The organism is Martinezella sp. CNPSo 3890 (assembly GCF_057784455.1).
In genome coordinates, this window is the sequence record NZ_JBXSOR010000010.1 from 1 (window position 1) to 14,648 (window position 14,648).

The 14,648-nt window shown below is 60.0% G+C and carries 14 protein-coding genes and 1 riboswitch; of the genes, 4 read left to right on the top strand and 10 right to left on the bottom strand.

Annotated elements, in window-relative coordinates; genetic code table 11:
* The 4 genes from AC13RC_RS21505 to AC13RC_RS21520 form a co-directional block, all read left to right on the top strand.
* The coding region (locus tag AC13RC_RS21505; protein ID WP_488558354.1) for a transketolase C-terminal domain-containing protein at positions 1–2,047 on the top strand (2,047 nt) is incomplete at its 5' end.
* Positions 2,048–2,295: 248 nt separating this feature from the next.
* On the top strand, positions 2,296–3,441 hold the full coding sequence (locus AC13RC_RS21510; protein ID WP_488558355.1) for a PspA/IM30 family protein: 1,146 nt from the start codon (positions 2,296–2,298) through the stop codon (positions 3,439–3,441).
* A gap of 3 nt (positions 3,442–3,444) precedes the next feature.
* Positions 3,445–4,098 carry an OB-fold-containig protein gene (locus tag AC13RC_RS21515; RefSeq protein ID WP_488558356.1) on the top strand — a complete coding sequence of 218 codons (654 nt, stop codon included), beginning with the start codon at positions 3,445–3,447 and terminating at the stop codon, positions 4,096–4,098.
* Positions 4,095–5,813, top strand: coding sequence for a flotillin family protein (locus tag AC13RC_RS21520; RefSeq protein WP_488558357.1), 1,719 nt, complete (start codon positions 4,095–4,097; stop codon positions 5,811–5,813). The genes AC13RC_RS21515 and AC13RC_RS21520 overlap by 4 nt, the downstream gene beginning before the upstream one ends.
* An 80-nt stretch (positions 5,814–5,893) precedes the next feature.
* On the opposite strand, the gene olsC is transcribed toward AC13RC_RS21520, so the two are convergent.
* From olsC to AC13RC_RS21570, 10 genes are all read right to left on the bottom strand, one after another.
* The gene (gene olsC / locus AC13RC_RS21525) at positions 5,894–6,739 is read right to left on the bottom strand and encodes an ornithine lipid ester-linked acyl 2-hydroxylase OlsC (protein ID WP_113330200.1); all 846 of its coding nucleotides are present in this window, start codon (positions 6,737–6,739) and stop codon (positions 5,894–5,896) included.
* 299 nt (positions 6,740–7,038) lie between these two features.
* Positions 7,039–7,428, bottom strand: a complete 390-nt coding sequence (gene crcB, locus AC13RC_RS21530) for a fluoride efflux transporter CrcB (protein ID WP_113389031.1) — start codon at positions 7,426–7,428, stop codon at positions 7,039–7,041.
* Between the two features lie 212 nt (positions 7,429–7,640).
* Positions 7,641–7,729: riboswitch (Fluoride riboswitch) on the bottom strand.
* Positions 7,730–7,772: 43 nt separating this feature from the next.
* Positions 7,773–8,600: a class I SAM-dependent methyltransferase gene (locus tag AC13RC_RS21535; protein WP_488558358.1), complete on the bottom strand. Its 828-nt coding sequence runs from the start codon at positions 8,598–8,600 to the stop codon at positions 7,773–7,775.
* Between the two features lie 41 nt (positions 8,601–8,641).
* Positions 8,642–9,685 carry a Gfo/Idh/MocA family protein gene (locus tag AC13RC_RS21540; RefSeq protein ID WP_113389033.1) on the bottom strand — a complete coding sequence of 348 codons (1,044 nt, stop codon included), beginning with the start codon at positions 9,683–9,685 and terminating at the stop codon, positions 8,642–8,644.
* Positions 9,686–9,693: 8 nt separating this feature from the next.
* Positions 9,694–10,479, bottom strand: a complete 786-nt coding sequence (locus AC13RC_RS21545) for a ThuA domain-containing protein (RefSeq protein WP_488558359.1) — start codon at positions 10,477–10,479, stop codon at positions 9,694–9,696.
* A 164-nt stretch (positions 10,480–10,643) separates the two neighbouring features.
* Positions 10,644–10,985, bottom strand: coding sequence for a DMT family transporter (locus AC13RC_RS21550; RefSeq protein ID WP_113330205.1), 342 nt, complete (start codon positions 10,983–10,985; stop codon positions 10,644–10,646).
* 19 nt (positions 10,986–11,004) lie between these two features.
* The gene (locus AC13RC_RS21555) at positions 11,005–11,568 is read right to left on the bottom strand and encodes a TetR/AcrR family transcriptional regulator (RefSeq protein WP_488558360.1); all 564 of its coding nucleotides are present in this window, start codon (positions 11,566–11,568) and stop codon (positions 11,005–11,007) included.
* 95 nt (positions 11,569–11,663) lie between these two features.
* Positions 11,664–12,752: an ABC transporter ATP-binding protein gene (locus tag AC13RC_RS21560; RefSeq protein WP_113330207.1), complete on the bottom strand. Its 1,089-nt coding sequence runs from the start codon at positions 12,750–12,752 to the stop codon at positions 11,664–11,666.
* Positions 12,753–12,844: 92 nt separating this feature from the next.
* Complete coding sequence (locus AC13RC_RS21565; protein ID WP_113395439.1) at positions 12,845–13,720, bottom strand: carbohydrate ABC transporter permease; 876 nt, start codon at positions 13,718–13,720, stop codon at positions 12,845–12,847.
* A 1-nt stretch (position 13,721) separates the two neighbouring features.
* Positions 13,722–14,627, bottom strand: a complete 906-nt coding sequence (locus tag AC13RC_RS21570; RefSeq protein ID WP_113330209.1) for a carbohydrate ABC transporter permease — start codon at positions 14,625–14,627, stop codon at positions 13,722–13,724.
* Between the last annotated feature and the right edge of the window lie 21 nt (positions 14,628–14,648).

A 14,648-nucleotide genomic window follows, 5' to 3' on the forward strand; every position in this document is an offset into this window, starting at 1 on the left:
TCAGATCGTCTCGGAAATGGGCAGCATGTTCTGGCGCAGCAATGGCGCCTGGGAAGCACCCGTCATCCTGATGGTGAGCTGCGGCGGCTATAAGCCCGGCCTTGGCCCGTTCCACGCCCAGAGCTTCGAGGGGATGCTGGCGCACACACCGGGCATCGACGTCGTCATGCCCTCCAGCGCCGGCGATGCGGCCGGTCTGCTGAATGCTGCCTTCGAGTCGCGGCGCCCCACGGTTTTCCTTTATCCGAAGGCCGTGCTCAATAATTCCGACGGCCGCACCTCCGAGGATATCGACAAGCATTTCGTCCATCCCGGCCTGTCGCGCCATGTCGCCCGTGGCCGCGACATCACGCTCGTCAGCTACGGCAACACGGTTTCGCTCTGCGCCAATGCTGCAAGCGCCTTCGAGGCACAGGGCTTCTCCGTCGAGGTGATCGATCTGCGCTCGATCTCACCCTGGGACGAGAAGGAAGTGCTGGCGAGCGCACGGCGCACCCGCCGCCTGATCGTCGTCCATGAAGATAACCGCACCGTCGGTATGGGCGCGGAAATCATCGCGACCGTCACCGAAAAGACCGATGTGCCGGTCGTCGTGCGCAGGCTGGCCCGCTCGGACGCTCACATTCCCTTTAACTTCCGCAATCAGCTCGAGACACTGCCCTCCTATCGCAAGCTGGTCGATCTGATGGCCGAAGTCCTCGAATGCGAGGTGACCTGGCACGAAGAGGATGACAGCGGCCCGACGGCGGCGATCAAGGCAATCGGCTCCGGCCCTGCCGACGAGAACGTCCTCGTGACGGATCTGCTCGTCAAGCCCGGCGACAAGATCGAGGTCGGCCAGCTCGTCGCCGTTGTCGAGGCGACGAAAGCCTCGGTCGAAATCTGCGCCAATATCGGCGGTGTCGTGCAGGAAGTCTTCGCCAAGATCGGCGATCAGATCGCCACGGACAGCCCGCTTCTGACCGTCGACGCCAACCGTGATCTCAGCGAACAGAATTTTGCGCTGGCCTCCGAGATCCAGAACAAATTCGTGCTGCGGCGGCTGAAGTCGCATGTCATCCCGACGCTGCGCCGCCATACCGGCAGCTTCTCGGAAGTCGTCATCAACGGCATTGGCATCGCGACCGGCGCCCGCCGCGTCACCAACGAAGAGATCATCCATAATTGGCCGAACCGCCGCGCTGACGAGATCCTGGCGCTGACGGGCATCAAGAGCCGCTTCTGGGTCGGCCCTGAAGAGGGCACGCTGAGCCTTGCCGCCAAGGCGACGCGCGATCTTCTCAAGCAGAACCAGATGTCGATCCACGATGTCGATCTGGTGATCGCGGCCACCGGAACGCCTGACATCGCCACGCCGTCGCTCGCAAGCCGCGTCGCGGTTGCCGTCGCCGAAGATGGCGTGCGGCCATCGCTGGCCGCCTATGACATGGGTGCCGCCTGCTCCGGCTATCTCTACGCCCTGCAGCAGGCCTATGATTTCATCGCCCAGCAGAACGATGCCAAGGTGCTCATCATTACCTCGGAAGTTCTGTCGCCGCTGCTCGACATGAACGATTTCTCCACCGCGATCCTGTTCGGCGATGCCGCAACCGCCAGCCTCGTGACCAGCCGCGACATGGCGCGCAACCCGCTCTTCACCGCAAGCCGCCCGATCGTCAGCGGCCGGCCGGAACCGGGCGATCTACTCTATGTTCCGCTGCCGGATGATGGCGTCATTGCCATGAACGGCCGCTCGGTCTTCACCGAGGCCGTGCATTCGATGACCCGCTCGATCGAAAACGCCTGCGTCGACGCCGGCATCGAGCTTGCCAATCTCGATCTGCTCGTGCCGCACCAGGCCAACCAGCGCATCATCGACACGATTGCCAAGCGCAGCGGCCGCCCGGCTCTCAGCGTCATCGAGACCTATGGCAACACCAGCTCATCAAGCATTCCGCTCGCCATGCTGCATGTCGCCAATGAGCGTTCCGAACCGCTCAACCTCGGTCTCGTGGCCTTCGGCGGCGGCATGACGGCAGGTGCCGCAATCGTGCGGACCGTGAAGTAACCACGGCTTCGCCCCCAACGCTCCACTCACAATTCCAACGCAGCGCGGCCGATTGGCCGCGCTTTGCATATGGTTTTTTTACAGCCAATCACTACATATACGCGAGCTTGTAGGGCGTGCGATCGCCCATAGGGGGAGAGAAGTATCAAATTTTTGCAACCTGTGCTGCCTATCATTCATTACAATTCATTCATATTTGACGTCATACTCCCTTGAAAAGCACCACAGCGGTGCTTTACTAGAAGGTCATGGCAAAGACACATGCACCAACGCACCGCTCTCGTCTGCGATATGATCTCGCTCCCGATGACGAAGCGCGGCAGGCTCTGGACGAGACCTTTGCCGCATACGGGCAGATGATGAAACTCCTGGGCGAAATCGTTCCGGACAGAGCCGGAGCAAATCTCGTCACGCTTCATGATCTTGCCTATGAGACCATCCGCGAACGCACTGCTTTACCCGCGCGCCTCGTGACGCTGGGCTTGCGTGATTTTGCGGCCAATCGAGGCGGGCTTGCCGATTGGAACCGGCTGCCGCTCGACGAAAAGCTCTTTGCCATCAAGGGTCCGTCAGACCTGACAATCTCGACGGTGCGCGGTCGTGTTGCCGTGCCCTTCGACGTGGCCGGCTATTTCAAAGGCTGGGGCAGCAATATCCCCGCCTATCTGATCGCCGATGGCGGCCACTACGCGATTCACATCGGGGTAACACCAAACTCTCCCCGAACGGAGGATAACATGACGATGCATGAAGGCATTCTTTCCCGCATGGGGCGACTGATTGCAGGCCTCGCCAATGCCGCAGTCGACACCGTAGAAGGCGCCAGCAAGGTTGCCGTCATCGAGCAGGCGCTACGCGAGATCGACGCCGCCGCCGATGAAGCACGCGCCGATCTCGGCAAGGCGCGCGCCGAGGAATACCGCATCCAGAGCCGCCGCAGCGAGATCGTCGCCGATCTCGACGCGCTCGACGCCAAGATCCGGCTTGCGATCTCTGCCGACCGCGAAGATCTCGCTAAGGCCGGCGTCTCGCGCCAGATCGACCTCGAAGCCCAGACTGCGGCCCTCGACAAGGCGCTTGCGGATGCGAACGCACGGATTGACGAGGGTCAGAAGGCGCTTCAGGCTGTTCTTGCCGCGCGTCGCGAGGCGGAAGCGCGGCTTGTCGATTTCAAGCGTAGCATCGCCCGCCATGCTCCCGAAGAAGCAACAGGCGGAAATCCACGGCCGACACCGGCCGCCGGTGCAGCGCGCGCAGCAGCCGCCGTTTCCCGCTTGACCGGCGTACCCTCGGGTAAGCCCGCAACCAGCGCCGAGCTCGATGAGCTCGATCGCCTGCACCGGGAGCAGGCTATCGAAGCACGCCTTGCCCGCTTCAAGGCCAACGGCCAGTAACCGATGCACCTGTTTCTCGCACCCGAATGTGCGCCCTTTGCCATCGCGGCAATGATCCTGATCGGACTGACGGCAATCGAAATCCTTTCGATGCTGCTCGGCTTTTCGCTGAGCGAACTCATTGGCAAGCCGCATTTCGAAGGTCATGACGGAGTGCTCGCCGGCCTGCTGTCCTGGATCAATATCGGCGGTGTGCCGCTGTTGATCCTCATCATGCTGGCCCTCGGCATCTTCGCCGTGACGGGCTTTGCCATCCAGACCGTGGCCGACGTGATCCGGGCGCCGTTGCCGGCGATCGTTGCCGCAGTGCCGGCCCTCGCCGTCACGATCCCTCTCGTCCGCGGCTCGACGCGAATGATCGCCAGGATCGTGCCGCGCGACGAGACCTATGCCGTCGAGGCCGACGACTTTGTCGGCCGTACCGGCACGGTTTCCATCGGTCCTCTGGATCAGGGTCTGCCCGGCCGCGTCAGCGTCAAAGATGCGCACGGCAACTGGCATCAGTTGCGCGCCAGCGCCGCCAAGGATGAAAGCCCCTTGCCGATCGGCGCCCAAGTTCTGCTTGTCGACCGCAAGGCCGACATCTTCATCGCAGTTTCCGCCCCCTTGGACCTTGTGAGGTCCGATGACAAATCCTCTACGGAGCAACCTTCATGAACGGCCTTTACGACCTTATTCTTCCCGCAGGCATAGGTCTCGTCCTGATCCTCGGGATCGGCTTCGTCCTTGCCTCGCTCTATGTGCGCTCGAGCCGCGATGAGGCCTACGTTCGCACCGGCCTCGGCGGCCAGAAAGTCGTGCTCGACGGCGGTTCCGTCGTGCTGCCGATTTTCCACTCGATCGCCCGCGTCAACCTCAAGACGCTGCGCCTGGAAGTCCAGCGCGGCGAGAACGACGCGCTGATCACCAAGGACCGCATGCGCGTCGATATCGGCGCCGAGTTCTATGTTCGCGTGAAGCCGGACAGCTCCTCGATCGCTCTCGCCGCCCAGACGCTCGGCAACCGCACCAACGACAGCGAACAGCTACGTCAGCTGATCGAAGCTAAGTTCGTAGACAGCCTGCGCTCAGTGGCGGCCACGATGAGCCTCGATGCCCTGCAGGAACAACGCATGGATTTCGTCAAGGCGGTGCAGGATGCAGTCGGTTCCGACCTGCAGTCGAACGGTCTCGAACTGGAATCCGTGTCACTGACGCGCCTCGACCAGACCGATATCAAACACTTCAACGCCAACAACTTCTTCGACGCCCATGGTCTGGCTGCTCTGACCCGCGTCACCGAGGCGCGCAAGAAGGAGCGCAACGAAGTCGTTCGCGATACCGAAGTCGCGATCGCCCAGAAGGACCTGGAAGCCCGCCAGCAGTCGCTCGCCATTGAGCGGACGAAGCGCGAGGCCGAACTGAACCAACAGCGCGACATCGCCAACAAGTCCGCCGCCACCCGCGCTGAGACCGCACAGCAGGAACAGGCGGCCAAGCGTGCGGAAGAGGAAGCCCGCATCGCCGCCGAACAGGCGATCGCCGAACGCGAGGCAGCTGCGAAACAAGCTCGCGAATCCGCCAACATCGACTCGACCCGCGCCGTGCAGCAGCGCGATACCGAAGCCCGCCGCGATATCCAGATCGTCGCACAGGAAAGCGCCATCGCGGTCGCCAACAAGAGCCGCGAGGAGTCGGAGGCCAAGGCAAAGGCAGAAGCCGCTCGCGCCCTTGCTATCGCAGCCGAGGAAAAGGTCGGCACCGCCAAGGCGGTCGAGATCGCCGAACGTGAGAAGCAGATCGCCGTGATCGACGCGCAGAAGCGCGCCCAAACCCAGGCAACCGCGGTCACCATTGCGGCAGAGGCCGAAAAGCAGGCCGCGACCGACCAGGCCGACGCCATCAAGACACTGGCAACGGCAGAAGCCGACGCTGCGATCATCAAGGCCAAGGGTATTCTCGAAACCGGTAAAGCAACGGCTGAAAGCGAAGCGCTGCTCAACGAAGCGCGCAACAAGCTCAGCCCCGCCATCATCGAATTCGAGATTACCCGCGAGCGCATCCGCATCGTGCCCGCCGCCCTTGCCGAAGCGGTCAAGCCGATCGAGAAAATCTCGGATATCCGTATCTTCGACACCGGCGGCATGCTCGGCCGCAACGGCAACGGGACCAATAGCGGCAGCGGCGTCGGCCTCGGCGAAGGGCTTGCCGGCCAGCTTCTCTCCTACCAGGCCAACAAGCCGATCCTCGACCGCCTGCTGAAGGAAGCCGGCTTCGACGGCGACAATGCCATCTCGGCACTGCTTGGCAATCTGGATGGCAAGACCAATGCCACGCAGCCTGTGGAAGAGGAATATTATGAGGACACGGAAGAGACGGATAAGCCTGCCTGAGCGTTAGGCTGATCGTTCAAAACAAAACCCCGGAATCTGCAAGGATTCCGGGGTTTTGTTGAATTTACTGGCTGATTGGGTCAGGGCTTCGGGCGATTTCTGAACGCCTCGGCTTCGGCGTAGAACTTCTTTTCCCATTCCTTGTGGTTGTCGAGACCTTCCTTGATGAAGGGCGTGAAGATCGCCAGGTTCATCAAGGCCCAGTTGACGAAACGAGCCGGGAATTTCAGCGGCTTGACGAAGTCGACGAAGAGCACGACGCGCGTCTTGTCGGAATGGTTCCACGCTTCGTGCTCATAGGCGTCGTCGAAGATCAGCGCCTTGCCTTCCTGCCAATGGCAAACCTGCTTGTCGACGCGGATGGCGAGCTTCTCGTTCGGCTCCGGCACAATAAGGCCGAGATGCAGGCGCAGCACGCCGTTATAGGGGCCGCGATGAGCCGGAAGATGCTTGCCCGGTTCGAAGATCGAAAACATGGCCGTCGTCAGGCCGGGGATCTTCTGTACGGCCGCCCAGGTGTTCGGGCACGCCTTGATGTTCTGCTCCGACTTCACACCGAAACCGAGGAGAAAGAAGGTCTTCCAGCGCGTATCGGTCGAAATGGTCTTCACGTCGGTCGAGATGTCCTGGAAGGTCGGCAGCTCGCTCTGGCGCAGCAGCACCTTTTCCAGCTCGGCTCGGATGGCCGGAAAATCCTTTTCTATCTCTGCGGCCCAGGGGAAAGTCTTGGTGTCATAGACCGGCGGATTGCCGAGCTTGGCGTATTTCAGATTGAGGCCTTCCGCCCAGGCGACGATGCCCATGAAAAAGCGCGTCATGGCGCTGGGGCGATCCATCGGTGCGATGCCAGCCGTGCCGAAAGTCTGTTCCGGAGCAGGAGATTGGTTGGAAGTGGGAGCAGGTGCGCTCAAGGGACTCTCCGTCATGTCTATCTATTAAGGGCCGTCCAGGGAGGAAGTCTTTGCTGGGGGAAGCTGCATGCAATTCCCGAAGTGGCAACGGGCTAAAAACTTGGGATATTCGCCCGGCACTTCCTGATTGACGCCCGACTCCTCTGTTATACGGTGATCGTAATAGGCGATTATATGAGTTGATTAGTCGAATTTCGCAAGAGAGTCCGTTCGCAACGAGCGGTGGATGTCGTGGACAGAAACTCCAGCGATTCTCGAGAGGCATTCACCTCAGAATCGGCAAAAATGCGGCGAAATTTGCCGACCCTTCATCACTATACCGTTTGAGCCTGAATTATTAGCCGGACAATTGCAAGACCTGCTATCAGGGCTGCAATCGAGAGAAAAACGGACAAGGCGACATAGGCAATAGCCGGCATCCATTGGCCGCGCTCCCAGAGCACGACGCTTTCCAGCGCAAAGGTCGAAAACGTCGTAAACCCACCCAGAAGGCCGGTTGTCAGAAACAACCGCATCTCCTGCGACATACCGCCGCGAAAGGCGAAATACTCCGTCAGCAGCCCCATGATGAAGGCCCCGAGAATATTGATGATGAGGGTACCAAACGGGAACTCGACACCGACCGCGCGTGCGGCGAGTTCATTCACGCCAAGACGGAATGCACCGCCGAGTCCGGCCCCCATAAAAACAATAAGATAGATCACGGCAATCTCCCGCTGTGTTTATTGGTCATTATCCGCAACATTCCCGATCGAAGGACCCAAATTAGCGGCATTGCGATATCGGCTATCGAAAATGCCGGCGCCAAGATCCGCCCGCCAACACGGCCATAGGCCAATCGAGACGGTGACTACGAAAGCTGAATGGAATAACGGCAAGAAAAAAGACATGACTCTACTCCTTCGCCTTTCGGGCGTGTTGAGTAGGAGTCATCAGCTTCCCTGGGAAAATCAGAGCAGCGGTTCGGCCACCAAGGCCCGGCAGAAATCCATTACCGTTGGATTTTCAATATAGAAACAGGCCCATCGCTGTCAACGGGCAGCAGCCGTCACACCGCCCGGGCAATCATCTCGATCGGCGCAAGCAGGCCGCCCTCGACCGACACGTTGACGTTGCTCATGCGCTCACCAGCCCGTGGCCCCATCAACGTCCGGAAACCCTGGTCTCGCGGCTCGCCCGCGGCCGCCTTGGCGCGCGCCTCATGCGCGAGCCGGATCGCGAGAGCGCTGCGATCCTGTTCCAGCTCCACCGCGAAACCGGCTTCCTCCAGCAGCTGACGATAGACATCCGGGCTACGGACGAAGCTGGTTTCCAGCTCCATCGCCCAGGGCATGGGAAAGGGGAGCGTGCCGTCGCGCATCTGCATGATTTCATAAAGGCCGAAACGGCCGTCCGGTTTGAGAATGCGTCGGACCTCCGCAAACAGTCTCGCCTTGTCCTCTATGTTCATGCCGACGTGAATGAGCGTGACGCGATCGAAGCTGCCGCTCTCGAAGGGCAATGCCAAAGCACTTCCCTGCCGGAAGGAGACCTGCTCCGCCAGGCCGCAGCGAGCCGTCAGCGAATTAGCGACCTGAACGAATTCCTCGGTGAGATCGATACCTGATACGATGCATCCATAGGAGTCGGCAAAATGGCGGGCCGGCCCGCCGAGCCCGGAGCCGATATCGGCAAGACGCAGGCCGGCAGAAAGATCGAGATCCCTCGCGAAATCCACCGTTGCGGCATGTCGCCCCAAATGGAATTCATCGACGTCAGCCAGGTCACGGATACGCAAGTTGTCAATATCCTTGCCGCCCGCAGCAAGCGCTTGCAGGATCGCCGTTTCCAGCGATCCATGCGTATAGTGGCTGGCAACTTTTTCCTCGGTAGACATGCGTGCACTCCCAAGGCGTTGCCCGAAGGCTGACTATGATATCAGACCTTCAGTTCGCGCCGTTCAACTTCAGTCACCATGGCAAGATCCAGCACGCGCTGCAAGTTGGCAGCATGACGGAAGCTTGGGTCCTGGCTGCTGCCGTTCATGACAGCTTCGGCGAAACGCTGATAGTTGGTCGGAACCGGCGGTACTTCAAGCACCCTCCACGTCGCGGTTTCCGTGTCATCGCCAAGGCAACCCCGCAGTTCCGAACCGTTCGGACTATGGGACACCTCCAGGCCACCGCGCTCGCCATAGATGCGGAGCTTCAGCTCGTTCAGATGTCCTGTCGCCCACCGGCTCGCATGCACGACGCCGAGCGCGCCGTTGGCAAAGTCGACCGACATCGAGAAGCTGTCATTGGCATCGAGCGTATATTCGCCGATGCGCTCGCCCGGCGCTTTTGCGAAAGTCTTGAGACGGGCAAAGACATGATCGATATCGGTCGCGGCGCCATAGGCGGCGAAGTCGAGGATATGGATGCCGATATCGCCGAGAACGCCGTTCGAGCCATGACCGGTCGACAGGCGCCAAAGCCACTTGGACTCGCTGCGCCAGTCGCCCCAGGCCTTGGACACGAGCCAACTCTGGAGGTAGGAAGCCTCCACATGCTTGACCGTGCCGATCTCGCCCGAAATCACCATCTCGCGCGCCTTCTGCAGCTGCGCGACATTGCGGTAGGTCAGGTTGACCATGTTGACGACCCCTGCCCTTTCGGCAGCTTCCGTCATCTCCAGAGCCTTTTCATAATTCTCCGCGAGAGGCTTCTCGCAGAGAACATGCTTGCCGGCAGCGAGCAGCGGAAGCGTCGTCGGATTATGAGCCTTGTCCGGCGTGACGTTGGTCACCGAATCGAACTCACCCCAGGCCAGCGCCTCGTCCAGCGATGAGAAGCGCTTCTTGATATCGAACGTATCGCAAAAGGCGGTGAGCCTCGTCGCATCCGTATCGACGGCGCCGACGATTTCGACGCCAGGAATGCGGGCGAAATGCTCCACATGGTTCTTCGCCATGCCGCCCGTGCCAACTACTATGAGACGCATCTGATACCTCAGCGATAACCGGCTTCGCCGGCCTGGTGCAGTTTCGGGCCGCGTTCGACGATCGGCTCCAGTGCATTTTCGACCGGCACATTTGGCGCATCATGGATGCTGGCCTGGGTGCCGAGCGGGTTATAGGCCCATTTCACGGAATTGATCAGAACCTTCTGAACCGTACCGTTATGATAGGTCGGATAGGTCTCGTGACCGGGACGGAAATAGAAGATGTTGCCGGCGCCGCGGCGCCAGGTCATGCCCGAGCGGAAGACTTCGCCGCCCTGGAACCAGGAGATGAACACGGTTTCCAGGGGCTCCGGAACGGAGAACTGTTCGCCGTACATTTCCTCATTCTCCAGCTCGAAATGCTCGCCAAGGCCAGCTGCGATCGGGTGGCGGGGATTGATGACCCAGAGGCGCTCACGCTCACCGGCTTCGCGCCACTTCAGCGCGCAGGGCGTACCCATCAGGCGCTTGAAGACCTTGGAGAAATGGCCCGAATGCAGCACGATGAGGCCCATGCCTTCCCACACCCGCTTTGCCACGCGCTCGACGATTTCGTCCTTGACCGCGCCGTGATCCTTGTGACCCCACCACAGAAGGACGTCGGTGTCTTTCAGGCGGGCTTCGCTGAGACCATGCTCCGGCTCCTGCAACGTTGCAGTGGTAGCCTCGATGCCTGCATCGGCATTCAGCGCCTTGGCGATGGTGTTATGCATGCCTTCCGGATAGATCTCGGCGACGACCTTGTTTGTTTGCTCATGAATGTTCTCGCCCCAAACGACGGCACGAATAGTCATTACGGCACTCCTCTAATACCATTAGGATTGAATAGGTTATGCGATCCAAAGCGCTTTGGAAAAGCGCCGTATTTCCAGCCTCCATCAGCCTATCCAGCGCAAGACATAATGCGTTCAAAGCGATTTGACAAAGCCAAAAACAACCATGAACAACACCTCTGTTTTCAGTGCGACACGGATTTTGAAAAGAGGTTCACGACAAGCACACCGACGATGATCAATGCGAGACCGATGATCGCGGCGAGATCGAGTTTCTGCCGGAAAAGCACCACGCCCACCATCGAAATCAGCACGATGCCAAGCGCACTCCAGATGGCGTAGGCGATGCCCACCGGGATGACCCGCAACGTTACCGAAAGGCAATAGAACGCTGCCGCGTAGCAGACCACGAGAACGACCGTCGGGCCGAGGCGCGTAAACTGCTGCGACATCTGCAACGCCGTCGTGCCGATCACTTCAAGCACGATCGCAACCAGCAGCATTGCATAGACCGATGCGTTCGCCATTCCATTATCTCCGATAGGGCTAGAGCTGCGTGAGCTCGATCAGCCGGTCGATCAGCCTTTGACGGGCACTCTCGTCCATGTCGTGACTGCCGAGCAGGTCGGCAAGCCAGATCCCATCGGCCGCCAATCTGACGATTGCCGCATCCACCGAGGAGTCCGTGCCGACATATTCCTCGCTGCGCTCGCGCACCCACTGATGCCATCGCTGCCGCAATTGCGGTTCGGTGAGCAACACCATCGTCACCTGTGCCCAGTCCTTCGTACCCTGCGGCTGATCGCGCAGCGCCAGACAGGCATGCAGATAAGCGCGGGTAAAGCGGCCATGCGGCAACGGATCGACACGCATCGCTTCCTCGATCGCCGCATCCAGCCGCTCAAGCAGGCTGTCGAACAGTGCTTCCAGAAGCATGTTCTTGCTGGGGAAGTGATGCAGCAAGCCGCCCTTGCTGACACCGGAGGCGCCGGAAACGGCATCCAGCGTCACCGCCGTCATCCCCTTTTCGGAAGCAAGCCGCGCCGCCACCTCCAGCAACTGCTGGCGGACGAACAAGGGCTGCTTCTTTCTATGGTGGGCGGTGGACATGGCGACATAACATACCAGTTGGACGGTTTCGTCAACGCTCTAATCGGTAGTGTCTAGGCCTAATTGCTTGTGGATGATCTCGTGTTGTTTCCTCCTCAGTTTACGGAATGATGTGCCGCATCCTTCTCGTCGAAGATGCTGACCTTGGTTGCCTCCACGGCGAAGGCGATCGGCGAGCCGGTCGTAATCGTCGTCATGCCGGGATCCGTGCCGATGATCTTCGATCCATCCTTGAGCCGGACATGAACGAGCGAACGGTCGCCCAGGCGCTCCACAGTCTCGACCTGGCCGCCGATATCACCCTTCTCCGCCGTCGTCACGACCAGATGCTCCGGGCGGATACCAAGCGTCAGTCCGGAATTAGCAAGGCCGTTAAGCGCGACAGCCGTTTTGATGACAGAGCCATCCGGCAAGGTCGCCGTTGCCAGCCCGCCCGCTTCATCCAGGCCGGCTATGTTGATAAAGTTCATGCCGGGCGAGCCGACGAATTGGGCGACATAGCGCGTCGCCGGGCGCGTGTAGATCTCGACGGGGGTTGCCACCTGCTCGATCTTCTTGTTGTTGAGCAACACGATACGGTCGGCGAGTGTCATCGCTTCCACCTGGTCGTGCGTCACGAACACCATCGTCGCGCCCAACCGCTCATGCAGCTGCGCCAGTTCCACGCGCGTACGTGTGCGTAGGCCGGCATCGAGGTTGGAAAGCGGCTCGTCGAAAAGGAAGACGTCAGGCTCGCGCACGATGGCGCGGCCGATCGCGACGCGCTGGCGCTGGCCGCCGGAGAGTGCCGAGGGTTTGCGATCCAAGAGATGCGGCATTTCCAGGATCTTTGCAGCCTCTTCAATGCGCCTTGCGATCTCGTGCTTGGGCGTTTTGATATTTTTTAAGCCGAAGGACATGTTCTCGCGAACCGTCATGTGCGGATAGAGCGCGTAGGACTGAAAGACCATCGATACGCCGCGCTCGCCGGGCGGCAGCTGGTCGACCCGCTTTCCGCCGATCCAGATTTCGCCGCTGGTGATCGTCTCCAGACCAGCGATCATGCGCAGCAAGGTCGACTTGCCGCAGCCCGAACCGCCGAGGAAGACAACGAACTCGCCGCGCTCGATCGTCAGATCGATGTCGTTCAGAACCTGCACGGCACCGAAATGCTTGGTGAGGGATTTGATATTGATACCTGCCACTTTACGCCTCCTGCGGAAAAATCGAATTCATCGAACTTGCCATTCATTGCGCCCCGCCCGGCGGCTGTCGCCGAACGGGGCTTCCGCATTGGTTATTTGACGGCACCTACCGCGACACCGCGCGTCAGGGTCCGCTGGAAAATCAGGAAGAAGATGATCGTAGGTGTTATGCCGAGCAGTGAAGCCGCGGCAATTGCCGTCGGGTCCTGCGTATTGGCGCCCGACAGCACGCCCATGGCGACGGAGACCGTCTGGTTGTTATTGGAAACGAGGAATACCAGCGGGATCAGAAACTCGTTCCAAGTCCAGATGAAGAAGAAGGTCGCAAGCACTGCAAGCGTCGGCCTGAGCACCGGCACGATCACCATCCAGAGGATCTGCCAGCGGCTGGCATTGTCGATCTGCGCCGCCTCGATGATCTCCCGCGGGAAGGTCGCCAGCACCGAAGACAGAAGATAGGTTCCGAATGCGGTATGCAGCACGCCGATGATCAGGATAACCGAGAGCATCGAGTCGAACAGTCCGACCTGCTTTGACATATAGTAAAGCGGATAGACCAATGCCTCCTGCGGCGCCATGATTGAAATCAGCAGCAGGACGAGAACCCCTTGCCCGCCTCGTACGCGCCCTATGCCGATGGCATAGGCATTCAGCAGACTAAGGACGACGGCCAGAATGGCGGTGCATCCGCTGATGAGAACGCTGTTGAAGAGCTTCCGGGGGAAATCGACGGTCGCCCAGAAATTCTTGAGTGCCGTCAGATCGAAGCTGTGCGGAAGAGCAAGCGGACCATTGGCGGCATAGTCGGAGGGCGTCTTGATGGCGTTGACTGCCGCAAGAAAGAACGGAAAGAGGGTACCCGCCAGGAAAACCAGCAGGATGCCCAGAACGACCCAGCGGCCGAAGCCCCTTCTTACGCGATGATCCGTCGAAGCGATGTGTGTGGAAATCGAGGATGCCGTTGCCATCTCAATGCCCTCCTTCGGCCTGCTTCGACTGCATACGCAGGAAAACGATGCCGAGTATGATGGTCATGACCGTCTGCAACGTCGCGATGGCTGCCGCGTATCCGACGCGGTTCGTCGTGAAGAAATGGTAATATGACAGATAGGATGGAACCGTCGTCGCATTATCCGGCCCACCTGACGTCAGAACATAGATCGGTGCGAAGACCTTTAGCGCCGCAATCAGCGTCGTCAGCGCGACGACGAAAATTTCTGGCATCAGCATCGGGATGGTGATGGCGCGGAAACGCGCGAACCAGCTCGCATTGTCGAGCTCGGCGGCCTCGTAGAGCGAAGGATCGACGCGTGCCAATCCGGACATGAACACGACAAGGCAATAGCCGACCTGGACCCAGACGATGACGGCCGAAACCGCCCAGAGCGCATAGCTTGCATCCCCCAGCCAGTTCTTCGCCATGAAATCGAGGCCCATCGCCTTCAGCACGGCATTGATGATGCCGATGGGGTTGAGAATCCAGGCCCACAACACGCCGGCAGCGGTGAGCGGCAGGATCTGCGGCAGGTAGAAGCCTGCCCGAAAGAAGCTCGACCATGTCTCGCCGAATTGCGCACTGATATAATCAAACAGCACTGCCGCCAGCAGCAGCCCCAAAAGGATGGGCACGATCGTCATCGAGATGATGAACAGAAGCGTATGCTGGATGGAGCCCCAGAAAGCGGTATCCTGAAGCAGCCTGGCATAGTTTTCCAGACCGACATAACGCGGCGGGATGACGCCGCCCTTCCACGTGGTGAAGCTGATCGCGAAATTGGCAATCAGCGGTACAAGCACGATAAGAACAAACCCCAGCACGCCGGGGATCATATAGAGATAGTACCCCGCCCTGCCGGCGCTCTTCGACTTATCCATCGAAATCCTCCAGTCCGATAC